General features: G+C 62.2%; 13 protein-coding genes. 4 read left to right on the top strand and 9 right to left on the bottom strand.

Annotated elements, in window-relative coordinates:
- Positions 1–3: 3 nt before the first annotated feature.
- From pseI to AAC126_RS02275, 4 genes are read left to right on the top strand one after another with little or no spacing between them, the layout of a single operon-like run.
- Positions 4–1,065 (top strand): pseudaminic acid synthase, encoded by a 1,062-nt coding sequence (pseI, locus tag AAC126_RS02260; RefSeq protein ID WP_339849580.1) that lies wholly within the window; start codon positions 4–6, stop codon positions 1,063–1,065.
- 1 nt (position 1,066) lies between these two features.
- Positions 1,067–2,776, top strand: coding sequence for a tetratricopeptide repeat protein (locus AAC126_RS02265; protein ID WP_339849583.1), 1,710 nt, complete (start codon positions 1,067–1,069; stop codon positions 2,774–2,776).
- Positions 2,777–2,819: 43 nt separating this feature from the next.
- Complete coding sequence (locus AAC126_RS02270) at positions 2,820–4,640, top strand: tetratricopeptide repeat protein (RefSeq protein ID WP_339849585.1); 1,821 nt, start codon at positions 2,820–2,822, stop codon at positions 4,638–4,640.
- A complete protein-coding gene (locus tag AAC126_RS02275; RefSeq protein ID WP_339849588.1) occupies positions 4,637–6,367 on the top strand; it encodes a tetratricopeptide repeat protein in 1,731 nt (576 codons plus the stop codon). The genes AAC126_RS02270 and AAC126_RS02275 overlap by 4 nt, the downstream gene beginning before the upstream one ends.
- Before the next feature lie 7 nt (positions 6,368–6,374).
- On the opposite strand, the gene AAC126_RS02280 is transcribed toward AAC126_RS02275, so the two are convergent.
- From AAC126_RS02280 to AAC126_RS02320, 9 genes are all read right to left on the bottom strand, one after another.
- On the bottom strand, positions 6,375–7,322 hold the full coding sequence (locus AAC126_RS02280) for a DMT family transporter (protein WP_339849590.1): 948 nt from the start codon (positions 7,320–7,322) through the stop codon (positions 6,375–6,377).
- 90 nt (positions 7,323–7,412) lie between these two features.
- The gene (locus tag AAC126_RS02285; RefSeq protein ID WP_339849593.1) at positions 7,413–7,940 is read right to left on the bottom strand and encodes a GNAT family N-acetyltransferase; all 528 of its coding nucleotides are present in this window, start codon (positions 7,938–7,940) and stop codon (positions 7,413–7,415) included.
- Positions 7,924–8,676 carry an ABC transporter permease gene (locus AAC126_RS02290; protein WP_339849595.1) on the bottom strand — a complete coding sequence of 251 codons (753 nt, stop codon included), beginning with the start codon at positions 8,674–8,676 and terminating at the stop codon, positions 7,924–7,926. Before AAC126_RS02290 ends, AAC126_RS02285 begins: the two co-directional genes overlap by 17 nt.
- Before the next feature lie 3 nt (positions 8,677–8,679).
- On the bottom strand, positions 8,680–9,399 hold the full coding sequence (locus AAC126_RS02295; protein WP_339849596.1) for an ABC transporter permease: 720 nt from the start codon (positions 9,397–9,399) through the stop codon (positions 8,680–8,682).
- Positions 9,400–9,482: 83 nt separating this feature from the next.
- Positions 9,483–10,334: a transporter substrate-binding domain-containing protein gene (locus AAC126_RS02300; protein ID WP_339849598.1), complete on the bottom strand. Its 852-nt coding sequence runs from the start codon at positions 10,332–10,334 to the stop codon at positions 9,483–9,485.
- A gap of 58 nt (positions 10,335–10,392) precedes the next feature.
- Positions 10,393–11,181 carry an ABC transporter ATP-binding protein gene (locus tag AAC126_RS02305; RefSeq protein WP_339849599.1) on the bottom strand — a complete coding sequence of 263 codons (789 nt, stop codon included), beginning with the start codon at positions 11,179–11,181 and terminating at the stop codon, positions 10,393–10,395.
- A gap of 113 nt (positions 11,182–11,294) precedes the next feature.
- A complete protein-coding gene (gene ccmI, locus AAC126_RS02310; RefSeq protein WP_339849600.1) occupies positions 11,295–12,752 on the bottom strand; it encodes a c-type cytochrome biogenesis protein CcmI in 1,458 nt (485 codons plus the stop codon).
- Positions 12,752–13,234: a cytochrome c-type biogenesis protein gene (locus AAC126_RS02315; protein WP_339849602.1), complete on the bottom strand. Its 483-nt coding sequence runs from the start codon at positions 13,232–13,234 to the stop codon at positions 12,752–12,754. The genes ccmI and AAC126_RS02315 overlap by 1 nt, the downstream gene beginning before the upstream one ends.
- Entirely contained in the window at positions 13,231–13,779 is a 549-nt protein-coding gene (locus tag AAC126_RS02320; protein ID WP_339849605.1) for a DsbE family thiol:disulfide interchange protein, read from the bottom strand. Before AAC126_RS02320 ends, AAC126_RS02315 begins: the two co-directional genes overlap by 4 nt.
- Position 13,780 lies beyond the last annotated feature (1 nt).

Here is a 13,780-nt window from a genome sequence, read left to right on the forward strand (position 1 = left end):
ACCATGGCCAGCACCTTCAAGATCAACGGACGCCCGGTCGGCCCGGATCACCCGCCCTATGTCGTGGCGGAGCTGTCCGGCAACCATAATGGCGATGTCGGCCGCGCCCTCGCCCTGATCGAAGCCGCCAAGGCGGCGGGCGCCGATGCGGTGAAGATCCAGACCTATCGCGCGGACACCATCACCATCGATCATGATGGCCCGGAATTCCTGATCAGGGACGGGCTCTGGAAGGGCCGCAAGCTCTACGAGCTTTATGAGGAGGCCCATACCCCCTGGGACTGGCATGCGGAGCTGTTTACCCATGCCCGTAATCTCGGCATCACGATGTTCTCCGCCCCGTTCGATCCGACGGCTGTCGAGCTGCTGGAACGGCTGCACGCGCCGGCTTACAAGATCGCCTCGCCGGAGATTGTCTATCTCGACCTGATCGAGCTGTGCGCCCGGACCGGAAAACCGCTGATCATCTCCACCGGCATGGCCAGTTTCGAGGAAATCGAGGAAGCCGTCGCCACGGCGCGCGCCGCCGGGGCGACGGAGATCCTCGTCCTGCACTGCACCAGCGGTTATCCGACACCCGTCGAGCAGGCCAATCTCTCGACCATCACCGATCTGACAAAACGCCTCGATGTCGCCATCGGCCTGTCCGACCACACGCTGGACAATATCGTTGCCGCAGCCGCCGTTGCGGTTGGTGCCGTGCTGGTCGAGAAGCACTTCACCCTGAGCCGGGCCGATGGCGGGGTGGACAGTACCTTCTCGCTGGAGCCGGCGGAGCTGGAACAACTGGTCAGGGATCTGCGCTCGGTGCATGCCGCAATCGGCCAGCCCAACTACCGGCCGACCGCAGCCGAGCTGATCACCCTGCCGATGCGCCGCTCGCTCTATGTCGTCGCTGATGTCGCGGAGGGAGAGACCTTCACCCGCGCAAACATCCGCTCCATCCGCCCCGCCAACGGCATGATGCCGCGCCATCTGAAGGGGGTGCTCGGAAAGACGGCAACCCGTGCCCTGAAACGCGGCGAGCCTCTGGCATCGGACATGATCCAGGGTTTTACGGGTTAAGATGACGGACGACAGCCCGCAGGGCCTGCTGCACCAGGCCCTGCAAAAGCATCAGGCGGGCGATCTCACCGGGGCGGCGGCACTCTATCAGCAGGTGCTCAAGGCCGTGCCACGGCATCCCGATGCCTTGCATCTTCTGGGTTGTCTGTTGCATCAGGCGGGGAAATCCACAGAGGGCCTTCATCTTGTCGGCGCGGCCATCGCCTTTGCCCCGCGGCAAGCCAGCTTTCGCGCGAGCAAAGCCCGTATTCTGCAGCGTCTGGAGCACCACGCCGAGGCCGACACCGCCTTCCGGTCCGCGCTGCTGCTGGATCCTTCCGACGCCGATGCCTTGCGCGAACTCGCCGAAGCCCGGCGCGCATGCGGTCAGGTCGTCGCGGCAGCGCCGCTTTTCCGCTACCTGCTCAGCTTGAGTCCCGCCGATCCTGCTGTCCTGTTTGCCGAAGCAAAAAGCCGGATTGACCTTGGCCAGCATGACGTCGCACGGCATCTGTTGCGAAAATGCCTGCTGGTTGCACCCGCTCTGATCGAGGCCACAAACAGCTACGGGTTTCTCGGCATCACCACCCTCACCTTCACCGACGCGCGCCGGTGGTTCCAACGGACCATCGCAGCACAACCGCGCTATGCCGCCCCCTATTCCGGTCTGGCGGAAGTCTGTTACTTCGAAGGCGATGTGGAGGGCAGCCTCGGTTTTTCGGAACAGGCCCTCGCCCTGACCCCGGACGATCCGCAAATCCGGGTCCGGCATGGCATGCGCCAGCTCACCGCCGGACAGATCAAGGAGGGCTGGCAAAACTTCGAATGGCGCCTGAAGCGGCCGGACGCCGTGCAGCGGATCGGTCTCCCGCGCCGCTGGCAGGGCGAGCCTTTGGCAGGCAAACGCATCCTGGTTTGCGCGGAAGAAGGTGTCGGCGACGAGATCCTCTACGCGTCGCTGATCCCCGACCTGCTGACGGCTGGCGCGTCCGTCGTGATAGAATGCGCTCCACGTCTGGTCAGCGTGTTTCAGCGCTCTTTCCCGGACTGTCTTGTGCATGCCTACAGACGGAGCGGCGACCGGTTCAGGCCGACCCACGATTACAGCTGGCTGCCGCAGGACTCGCCCGTCGACTATGCCATCGACGGCGGCAGTCTGCCCGCGCGCCTGCGCCCGGATCGTGCGTCTTACGACCACCAGCGCCCCTATCTCACCGCTTCACCGGAGCGGATCGCACGGATGAAATCGAAACTGGCCGCATTGCCGCCAGGGCCAAGGATCGGCTTTGCCTGGCGGTCAAGGGTGGGCGATCCCTTTCGCAACCTCTTCAACACGCGGCTCAACGAGTGGCGGGATCTGCTGACGGATCCAAATCTGCAAATCGTCTCCATGCAATACGGCACCGGCTGGGAGCAGGAAATCGCGGAAGCACGACAAGCATTCGGCGCCCGTCTGCACGTGCTCGACGGCGTCGATATGACGAATGATTTCGAAGATATTTTTGCCCTTGCCGTTTCGGTCGATTGCCTGATTTGCCCGAGCAGCACATTGGTCTGGGTCGGGGCGAGCCTCGACAAACCAGTCTACCAGTTCTCACTCAGGCCATATTTCCCTAAGTTAGGCGCGGAAGTTTGCCCGGGTTTTCCGACACTCAAATGTTTTCTCAAACTGGCGACAGAGCAATGGAGCCATGTAACAGACTCGATCACTGCATCCATCCGGGCCCTATGAGCATCCGGATGAAACGTCAGCACGGATGGTCTACGAAGCAATAATGCCTACTCCCGGCCCCCAGCACCTGCTGCAACAGGCACTCGCACACCACCAGCAGGGCCGCCTGCCGGAAGCGGCCGCGCTCTATCAGAAAGTACTGCAACAGACGCCGCGCGAGCCGGATGCACTGCATCTGTTCGGCGTGCTGATGCACCAGAGTGGACAGCACGAAACCGGGCGCCGGCTTGTTGAAGCCGCCGTGCAGATCGCGCCAGAACGGCCGGATTACCTGAGCAATCTCGGCCAGATCCTGAAAGCACTGGGGAAGCCCGAAGACGCGGAAACCGCCTACCGAAACGCCCTCGACAAATCGCCCGATTTTGTCGATGCCCTCGCCAATTTGGGGGCGTTGCTGCAGGAGCGCGGGGCGGTGTCCGACGCCATCGGCTTCCTGCAGCAGGCCGTCCGGAAAGCGCCCGGGCATGCCAACGCGCATATGAATCTCGGCAATGCCTTCCGGCAGGACGGCCGGGTCGACGAAGCCGAGACCGCCCACCGGCAAGCCGTGTCGCTTTCCCCCCTGAGCGAGGAAAGCCACGCCAATCTGGCAACCACCCTGATGGACCGGGACAAGCTGGAGGAAGCGGACCACGCCGTGAGGCGCGCCCTGCTCCTGAAACCGGCCCTGGCCGAGGCGGCGAACAGTTTCGGGTTTCTCCTGTTCAACCAGCGTCACTACGGGCAGTCGGGAATATGGTTCCGCCGCTCGATCCTGCTGGCCCCCGGCTATGCCGCGCCCGAGACCGGTCTCGCCGAGCTGGCCTATTTCTCCGGCGACCTGGAACAATCCCTTCGTCATTCCGAAAACGCGCTCCGCCTCGCGCCGGACGCGCCGCAAATCCATCTGCGCCACGCCATCCGGCTGCTCGCGGCTGGACGGCTGGAAGAAGGCTGGCAGGAGCGCGAATGGCGGCACAAGGCGCCGGACCGGGTACGCAGGCTCGGCCTGCCGCCGGTCTGGAAAGGGGAACCGCTGGCTGGCAAACGGTTGTTGGTTTGTGCCGAGGAAGGCGTCGGGGACGAGATCCTCTACGCCTCCATCTTCCCCGAAGTCGCAGCGCTGGGCGCCGAGCTGGTGATCGAGTGCGACGAACGGCTGCTCCCGGTCCTCCGGCGCTCTTTCCCTGATGCGCTGGTGCACGCTTATGCCCGTGCCGGAGATGGCTTCCGGCCGGTGCAGAAATACGACTGGCTACCGCAGGACAAGCCGGTCGATTACGCCATCGATGCCGGCAGTCTCGCCCTTTATTTCCGCCGGTCGCTTCCCGATTTCGCAAAAACCCGGCCTTACCTGAAGCCCGATCCGGAACGGATATTTCAAGTTCAAAACATGCTTGGCAAAAACGGCGGTGGCCTGAAGATCGCCCTCGCCTGGAGATCACGTAAAAGTACGGCGTTCAGGGACACGCACTATACCGCCCTGAAAGACTGGCTGCCGCTATTCGCCTTGCCCGGGATCCAGACCTTCTCGATCCAATATGGCGAGGATTGGGACACGGAGATCGAAACCCTCAAGCGCGAGACAGGTCATGGCCCAACCATCCTGCCGGACCTAAACCTGACCGATAATTTCGATGACATCCTCGCACTCGTATCCTCCGTGGACGTGCTGATCTGCCCGAGCAGCACGCTCGGCTGGATCGGCGGCGCCCTTGGACAAGAGACATGGCTGTTTCATCCCCGGCCCCTTTTCGTGCAGTACGGCACGGACGGCTTCCCCGGCTTCCCGAGCATCCGGAGCTTCGGCAAACCGTTTGAGGAAAGCTGGGAGCAGACAATCTCCGAAATTACCGCCGCACTCAGCGCAAAGGCACCGGCATGAGCGCGACATTGCTTCAGGCCGCATTCGCCTCCCACCGGGCGGGTAATCTTGAGGCCGCCATCGGTTATTACAGGGATTGCCTTGCTGCCGACGCCAGCCAGAGTGCCGTCTATGATTATCTCGGCGTTGCCTGTACCGGCCTGCCCGGGCGCGGTCCGGAAGCCGTACACGCCTTCCGGCGCTCTCTGTTGCTCGAACCCGGACGCGGCAGCGTCTTGAGCAACCTGGCAACGCTTTATGTTCACGCCACGGACGACCCCAGGGCGTTGCTGTGGTTTCGCCGCGCGTCGAAAACAGAGGCCCTGCGCGCCGATTACTGGGCGCGCCAGGCAAGTTGCGCGATCCGTCTTGGCCAGAACGCCGAAGCGCTTACCTGCCTGAAGCAGGCATGCCTGCGTGCCCCGGCGGATCCCGCCCATTGGGAACATCTGGGCACCCTGCTACGCCGGATGACCCGCCGGGCCGATGCGGAGCGCTGTGTCCGGGACGGGCTGCTCATCAATCCCGGAGCCGGGCGCCTCTTGTCCTCGCTGTCAGCCACGCTTCTGGAAATGGATACTGTTGCGGCGGCAATACAATACGGACGCATGGCGACGATTGCCGCGCCGGCGGATAGCGAGGCTTTCGGAAATCTCGCCCAGGCGTTTTATCGCTCTGGCCGGATTGACGCGGCAATCTCGAACGGCGCGCAAGCCATGCGGTTCGATCCGCAAAACCCGACCGCCGCCCTCAATCTCGCGATCTATCTTCTGACAAACGGCGACCTGGCCCGCGGCTGGTCACTCTATGAAGCCCGCCTGATTCCGCTCCGGAAAATGACCCGCAATCTTCCGCCCCAGCGCTGGACCCCGGACGTCTCCGGGCCGGACATCCATCTGCTTGTCTATACCGAGCAGGGTCTCGGTGACGAAGTCATGTTCGCGACATGCTTTCCCGAGTTGCAGGAGCGGCTGGCGCAGGGCGCTCTGGGAAGCGTCACGATCGAATGCACCGACCGGCTCCGCGCACTGTTTGAGCGGTCTTTCCCCGAATTCCGCTTTTTCGATCGCATCCGGAAGCAGGAGCAACGCCTGCACCCGGCCGATTACGCGGCGATTGTCAGCGAGCGGGGATGCACCCACGAAATCGCAACCGGCAGTCTGCCAAAATTCTTCCGGCCGGATCACACGCGTTTCCTGGACAGCGCCACCATACTGATACCGGATCCGGACAAGGTCGCGCACTGGAAACACTGGCTCTCGGAGCAGGGGACAGGCCCCTGGATCGGACTGTCCTGGCGGTCACGCGCCAATCGTGATCTCGGAGCTGTTTATTATCCGGGGCCCCAAAATCTTGCCCCCGTTCTCACGATTCCCGGCGCCCGTTTCGTGACCTTGCAATATGACGATGATCCGGCGGAGCTGACCCGGATAGAAACAGAGAACACTGTCCGCATCCTGCGCCCGCCGGGTCTGGATCTGACAAATGATCTGGATGGGGTCAGCGCGCTGATTGCCGCGCTTGATGCCGTTGTCTCGCCCCAAAACCTGGTGCTCAGTCTTACCGGCGCCCTCGGAAAGACGGGCTACTCGATGCCGCATGTGCTGAACTGGGTTTCTCTCGGCAGCGGCCGCATGCCCTTTTTCCCGTCAATCACCGTCGACATCAGACGCGGGAATGAAGGGCTGGACTGGCAACCGGTGATGCAGCGCCTTGCCGGACAGCTCCGGGCAGATCTCTCCCTCTGAAGCAGCCTCAGTGATCGGCAGCGACGGCTCCGGCCGCAAGCTTTCTTGACCGTGCCTTCTGCGTTTCCCGGTAGGTGATATAGAGACCGCTGCCCACGATGATACCCGCGCCGAGCCAGGTCATGGCGTCCGGCAAGGTTCCGAAAATCAGGAAGGTCAGCAATGTCGCCATCAGCAGCTGGCCGTAATTAATCGGCGACAACAGCGAGGCCTCGCCGAGCCGGAAGGCTTTGATGACAAAGAAATGCCCGAGGCCACCGAGAAAACCGGTCAGGACGAACAGGCCGCAATCGGTTGCATTATCCGGTATCCGGTAATCGAATGGCAGGGCCACACTCGTTATCAGGGCACCGATCAGGGCAATATAGGTGATCGAGGTCTCGGCGGAATCGCTGCTGGCATATTTGCGCGTCAGAACCTGATAGACCGCATAGAAGAACGCGGTGCCAATGACGAGGAACATCGCCCAATGACTCTCCGCCCCGCCCGGCCGGATGATGATCAAGGCGCCGCAAAAGCCGATGAGCACGGCAATCCAGCGCCGTATCCCGACCTTCTCGCCAAGAAAGGGCACGGCAAGGGCCGTCACGATGATCGGCGAAGTGAAGTTGATCGCACTCGCCGTCGGCACCTCGATATAGCGCACCGCCAGAAAGAACATGCAGGTGCAGCAGAACATCAGCACGGAACGGATGATGTGCACGCCCGGCTTCTGCGCCCGCAGCAACCCTATCCCGTACTTCGGCATGAAAAGAACAAGCGCGAACAGCAGGTGGCCTGTATAGCGCGCCCAGACAATCTGGGTCGTCGAATAGTCAGCGGAAAGATAGCGCGCCAGCACATTCATGCAGGGCAGTACCGTGATCGCGCCGAGCATGAAGAGAACAGCCGTCCCGTATGAGTTCGTCAGTGTGCTGGAAGGAGATGCCGCAGCATCCGGTGCGTCTGTTGCCATTTACGCAGCTTACTTTTGCGCCACCGGCAAAACAAATTCCAACCCAGAATGAATGAGGCGTCGTCATGCCCGGAAGCGAGGGCTTGAGACCTAACCCTTGAAGGTTTGCCGCGTCACGGTCAGGTACATCGCGTTCATGGTCGGGATTGGATGGCGGCCCTTCTCGCGGAACCCGACCCGCTTGAGAGCAATGACAGCCGGCCAGTTGTCGGGGTGCGGGCAGGCGACGATGCGGTCCGTCTCTGTTTCCCGGAATATCTTTCCGGCCAGGGCCCGAAGCATGGCTTGCCCGATCTTCCGGTTCAGGAAATCAGCCTCGCCGATCAGAAAATCAATGGCGCGGGTTTGCCCGGTGACATCCGGAATGGCAGTCCAGTTCGGATCGCCATGCGCGCTGTAGACATGCGCGCAGCCAATCTCTCCGCCGGCAAATTCCACGATATAGAGCATGGATTCCGCGCTTGGCGATGCCCCGTCACATGCACCGGAGATCGTCGAGAATATCCGGTGCGTCCAGCGCGTCACATGAGGCGCTGAAAGCCATCTGTGGATGATTTCTCCGTCGGAAAGCACTGCCTCGCGAAAAAGAAAATCTCCCGTGTCACCGGAATCCGGCATCGATATCGCCAATTGGCGCCGTTTGCAGGTCCTTGGCCACGGGCACGCGGGCCGCATCGCGCCGTTCCGGGTTCAGTCTGTATTCAATGAAGGCAACGGCGCGCGTCACGATGAAAACAAGCGCCAGATAGAAGACGGCCGCGATCAGGAAAATCTCCAGCGGCTTGTAGGTCTGCGAGATCATCTTGCGGGCGATCCCCGTCATCTCCAGCAGCGTGATCGTGCTGGCGAGCGAGGTCGACTTGATCATCAGGATGATCTCGTTGCCATAGGCCGGCAGGGCCTGGCGAATAGCCTGGGGAAAGACGACCCGCCGGAACCGCATCACAGCATTCATGCCGCAGGCCTTGGCTGCCTCGATCTGGCCGAACGGAACAGCTTCAATGCCGCCACGAATGATCTCGCTGGTATAGGCGCCGGTATTCAGCGTCAGCGCCAGGATCGCGCACCACCAGGCTTCCCGCAGAAACGGCCAGAGAAAGCTTTCCCGGATAATTTCGAACTGGCCGGAGCCGTAATAGATCAGGAAAATCTGCACCAGCAGCGGCGTGCCCCGGAACACATAGACAAAAGCATAGGCGGCGGTTGCCAGTGGCCGGAACCGGGAGCCTCGCAGCAACGCGATCACGATGGCCAGGAAGAAGCCGATGAAAAGCGAAGACGCGGCCAGCCCCATGGTGACAGGCAAGCCGTCGAGAATTTTCGGGAAGGCTTCCGCCATGAGCTTGAAATCCATGGCTCAGGCCCTCCTGACGCCGCGATTGGCCCACAGTTCCGCAAGGCCGAAGCCCTTGTTCGAAAAGGCCGTCAGGACGAGATAAAGCACGCCCGCTGTCAGATAGAAGGTGAAGGGTTTCTGGGTCGATCCGCTGGCGACCGATGCCTGCCGCATGATTTCGACCAGACCGACGATGGAAATCAGCGAGGTGTCCTTCAGCGTGAGCTGCCAGACATTGCCGAGCCCCGGCAGCGCGAACCGTGCCACCTGCGGCACCATGATCCGGCGAAACAGCAGAAACCGGCTCATGCCGCAGGCTTTCGCCGCCTCGATCTGACCTTTCGGCACAGCCAGGACAGCCCCCCGGATCACCTCGGTCGCATAAGCGCCGGAGATGGTGCCGAGCGCAATGGTACCGATGGCGAAGGCATCGATCTCGATATATTCCTCGTAGCCGAACACCCGGGCCACGGCCATGGCCGCCATGCTGCCGCCGAAGAACAGCAGATAGATGACCAGCAGATCGGGCACCCCCCGGATCAGCGTCGTGTAGGCCTCACCGATGAAGCGCAAGAGCATGTAGCGGGAAAGTTTGAGCGCCGCGCCCATGGTGCCGATGACAATACCAAGCAGAAATGCCGCCATGGCCACCGCGAGCGTCATCAACATGCCGCGCACCATTTCGTCGCCCCAGCCGGCATCCCCCCACTGCAGCAGTAGCATCCAATCCGGCAAGGTCACCTGGGCTGTCTCCGGCTCTGTTCAGTACAGACGCGGCCGCCCTGGGGCGGCCGCATCGTTTCGTTTTTCAAATCAGAGGACGATCAGTCCTTCGGCGCACCGTCGAAGCCGAACCACTTGGTGGAGAGCTTCGAGATCGTGCCGTCGGCAATCGCCGCGTCGATGGCTTTGGTGAACATATCGGCCAGTTCCTGGTCGTCCTTGCGGATACCGGCGCCAACACCGTTACCGAACGGGCCACCGTCCATCTTCGGGCCGACCATCGCCATGGTCTCGCCCTTCTCACCCGCGAGCAGCGGCACCCAGTAGGAGAGCGACGCCAGCGCCGCATCGATCCGGCCGGCGGTGAGGTCGAGGTCAAGGTTTTCCTGGGTGTCATAGGTCTTCACGGTGACCGTGTCGCCCATATACTCGTTCAGGAAGTTTTCGTGCGTGGTGGAGATCTGCACGCCGACGGTCTTCCCCTTGAGGGCTGCCTTCATCGCGTCCAGACCAGCCTTTTCCTTCGCATCGACATCGGCGAGGGAGATGGTGTCCATACCCGCACTCAGGCTGGTCAGCGGGCTTGACTTGGCGACGACGAAGGACGCCGGGGAGCCCATGTAGGAACGCGAGAAGGTGATGACTTCCTTGCGCTTGTCGGTGATCGACATGCCGGCCATGATCGCATCGAACTTGCCGGCCTGAAGGGCCGGAATGATGCCTTCCCAGGCGGCCTGTACCAGATCGCACTGAACATCCATGCGCTCGCACAGATCGGCATAGAGATCGACTTCATAGCCGTCCAGCTTGCCGGAACTGTCCGTGAAGTTCCACGGTGCATAGGCGCCTTCGGTGGCGATGCGGACCTTGCTGCCCGCCTTGAAGTCCTTGGCAACCGCGGCACCGCTAAAAGCGATGGACGCGAGGGCCAGAGCTGTCAGAAAACGTTTCATTATTTTGGCTCCCAGTTTGGTTCCGGTTTGATTCCCTGCGGTTATTGTCACTGTCCGGTCAGCTCCGTTTGACGAACTGACGGCAGCGCTCCGATCGCGGATCGTCGAGCACCTGTTCAGGCGGTCCCTGTTCTTCCACACGCCCCTGGTGCAGAAAGACCACCTCGTTCGAGACCTCGCGAGCGAAATCGATTTCATGGGTAACGATAATCATGGTCCGGCCTTCCTCGGCAAGCTGGCGCATCACCAGCAGCACCTCGCCGACCAGTTCCGGGTCGAGCGCGGAGGTCGGCTCGTCGAACAGCATGACCTGCGGCTCCATCGCCAGCGCGCGCGCAATTGCGCAGCGTTGCTGCTGGCCGCCGGACAGATGGCTCGGATAGGCGTCCCGCTTGTCCGCAATACCGACCTTGCGCAGCAGCCCTTCGGCGCGGGCAATGGCCTCTTCGCGCGGCACCTTCAGCACATGCACCGGCGCCTCGATAACATTTTCGAGCACGGTCATGTGAGTCCAGAGATTGAAACTCTGGAAAACCATGGAAAGGCGGGAACGGATACGGTCGACCTGACGGTTGTCCGCCGGGACCTGGGTACCGTTCGATCCGGGCTTCATGGCGATGGTCTCGCCATTGACGGAAACGATGCCCCGGTCCGGAATCTCGAGCAGATTGATGCAGCGCAAAAAGGTGCTCTTGCCGGAACCGGAAGAGCCGATCATCGAGATCACATCCCCCTGCCGGGCTTCCAGGGAAACCCCTTTAAGAACTTCCAGGCCGGCGAAGCTCTTGTGCAGGTCCTGAACGACCAGCGCCTCGGACGCGGAGTCCAGCGCATGCGCTACTGCCATATTGACGCAATCCCAATCGTGACGGACAGGGCAGCATAATGGCCATTGCGGAACCGGCAAGATTAATGTCACGAAAACGCCATGAAAATTGCACCAGGCAGTGCAGTTTTCATCTATCCGCCGAGAGCCTCGATCCGGGCTTCGAGCATTCCGCGAGCTGGTGCGTCGGGCCCCATCAGAGCCAATAGCGCGCTCCAGAGATCCTTCGCTGTCGCAGCATCGCCATTCCGGTAGGCAACAAGCCCGCCATAGAACAGGCTGTCCGGATTATCCGGGGCCAGTTCGCGGATATGTGCAATCAGCGAGACGAACTCTTCCGTCATACCCGTCTCCGGCGTGCCCGGCGGGAACAGGGCACGGGCATAGGCAAGCTGGATATTCAGATCATCCGGCGCCAGACGGGCGGCATTGGCCTGCGCATTCCTGGCTTCCTCGGTCTTGCCGAGAACACCATAGGCACGGGCAAGGCGCAGCCAGCCGTCGAGATTGCCCGGGTCTTCTGCAAGACGGTCCGCCAGACGCTCGACCATCGACTGGATCATTGCCGAGCGGTCTTCGGCACTCATGTCCTGCGCGGCGGCCACATCATCGGCAGTCGGCCCGGGAGCCGGAACCGAATTTTCCGGACGGCTCTTGCTCGCGGCGTCCCGAAGCGCGGCCACATCGATACCGGTTTCCGTCCCGATCTCGTCTATCCGCTGGCTTACCAGTGCCTCCCATGGGGCGCCGGGCGGCGTATCCGCTTCCAGCGAAATCCACCAATTCAGCGCCCCCTCCGCGTCCGCCGCCTGACTGCGCGCCAGACCGAGATAGTAGCGGGCGCGCGGCTCCATAGGCTCACGCAGATTTACAGCGCGGAAATCCTCCACGGCGGCGGGCGGCACCATACCGTCGGCCGCGAGCACCAGGGCCTCGCCCCGCGCGGCAACAAGCTGGATATTGTCCGGCACCAGCGCGAGCGCCTTGGCATAGGCTTCCGCCGCATCCCGGTAGCGCTCCGTGACCATGTAGGACCGGCCCAGCAAGGCCCATCCGTCGGCATCGTCCGGATTTTTCGCCAGCTTGGCTTCCAGTCCCGCAACCATCTCGGAAACACCCGGCTGGGACTGTTGCGGTGCAGTGCCCTGGCTCGCCCCCGAATTACCGGCAAGCGCACGGGTTCCCGCCCCGTCATTGCGCGCGGCCAGTGGCAGATCGCGCATGCCGGGACTGCCAACGGAGACATAGGTCATGAGAGCGCCCGCCGGGATCGCGAAGATCACCAGCACGGACGCCGCGAGACGGCGCTTACGGACCTGTTTTGGAGAGCTGGCCTTGCCTGTCTCCTGCTCTGCCGCGGCAGCCAGCATGCGGCGCTCGACCTCAAGTTTTGCCGCGCCGAAATCCTCGGCTCCCAGACGCCCGGCATCCAGGTCACGCTCCAGTTCCTGCAGCTGATCGCGGTAAACCGCCAGCGCTTCCTCGCGGCCTTCCTCCTCGTCATCGCCGTCCGTTCCGGCAGAGAGAACCGGCCAGAGCAGCAGCAAGACAACGCCGAATGTCAGAACCCCGGCAAAAACCCAGAAGATCATCAGGCTTTCCGATCCTGCTCGGATAACAATGCGTCTATCCGTTTACGCTCATCGTCGGTCAAAGGCACCGGTGCCTCATTGACGCCGCCGCCATCCCGCCGCCGCAGAAGAAACACGGCAACACCGATGGCACCCAGAACCCCTATGGCGAACGGCCCGTACCAGAGGAACAGCGTTTCCACCTTCACCGGCGGCTTCAGCAGCACGAAATCGCCATAGCGGTCGACCAGGAAGCTCTTGATTTCACTGTCACTGTCACCCGCCACCAGGCGCTCGCGCAGGATGATCCGCAGATCCTTGGCCAGCCCCGCATTACTGTCGTCGATGGACTGGTTCTGGCAGACAAGGCAACGGATCTCCTTGCCGAGTTCCCGCGCCCGCGCCTCAAGCACCGGGTCCTTCAGCATCTCGTCCGGCTCCACCGCGAATGCGGGTACGGCCAGAATGGCGACAAGCAGCGTCAGAATTATGGACCGGATCATCCCTTGGCCGCCCTCAATTGTTCGACCATCGGCAGGATCGTTTCCTTCAGGGCCTGAGATGTCAGCGGGCCGACATGCCGGTAACGGATATGCCCGCCCGCATCGACGACATAGGTCTCCGGCACGCCATAAACGCCCCAGTCGATGGCTGCACGGCCGTCTCCGTCAACACCGATCCGGCCGAACGGGTCGCCCAGCTCGCGCAGCCAGCCGAGGGCAGCCTCCCGCTGGTCCTTGTAGTTGATACCGACAAGCGGCACATCGGACTCGGCGGCAAGCCGCATCAGGATCGGATGTTCCGACCGGCACGGACCGCACCAGGACGCGAAAAAGTTGACCAGCTTCACATCGCCTTTCAACGCCTCCGGCCCGACCCCCGACTTGTCCGCAAGAAGCGGCCCCAGATCATGCGGCGGCGCCGGTTTGTCGATCATCACCGAGGGCAACAGGTGCGGATCTTTCTTGGTCAGGATCGGCACGGTGAAATAGACGGCGATCACCGCGAAGACCAGCAGCGGCAGAAGAAAAAGCAGCCGTTTCAGCATG

Origin of the sequence: uncultured Nisaea sp., from assembly GCF_963974195.1 — a bacterium.
Lineage (GTDB): Bacteria > Pseudomonadota > Alphaproteobacteria > Thalassobaculales > Thalassobaculaceae > Nisaea.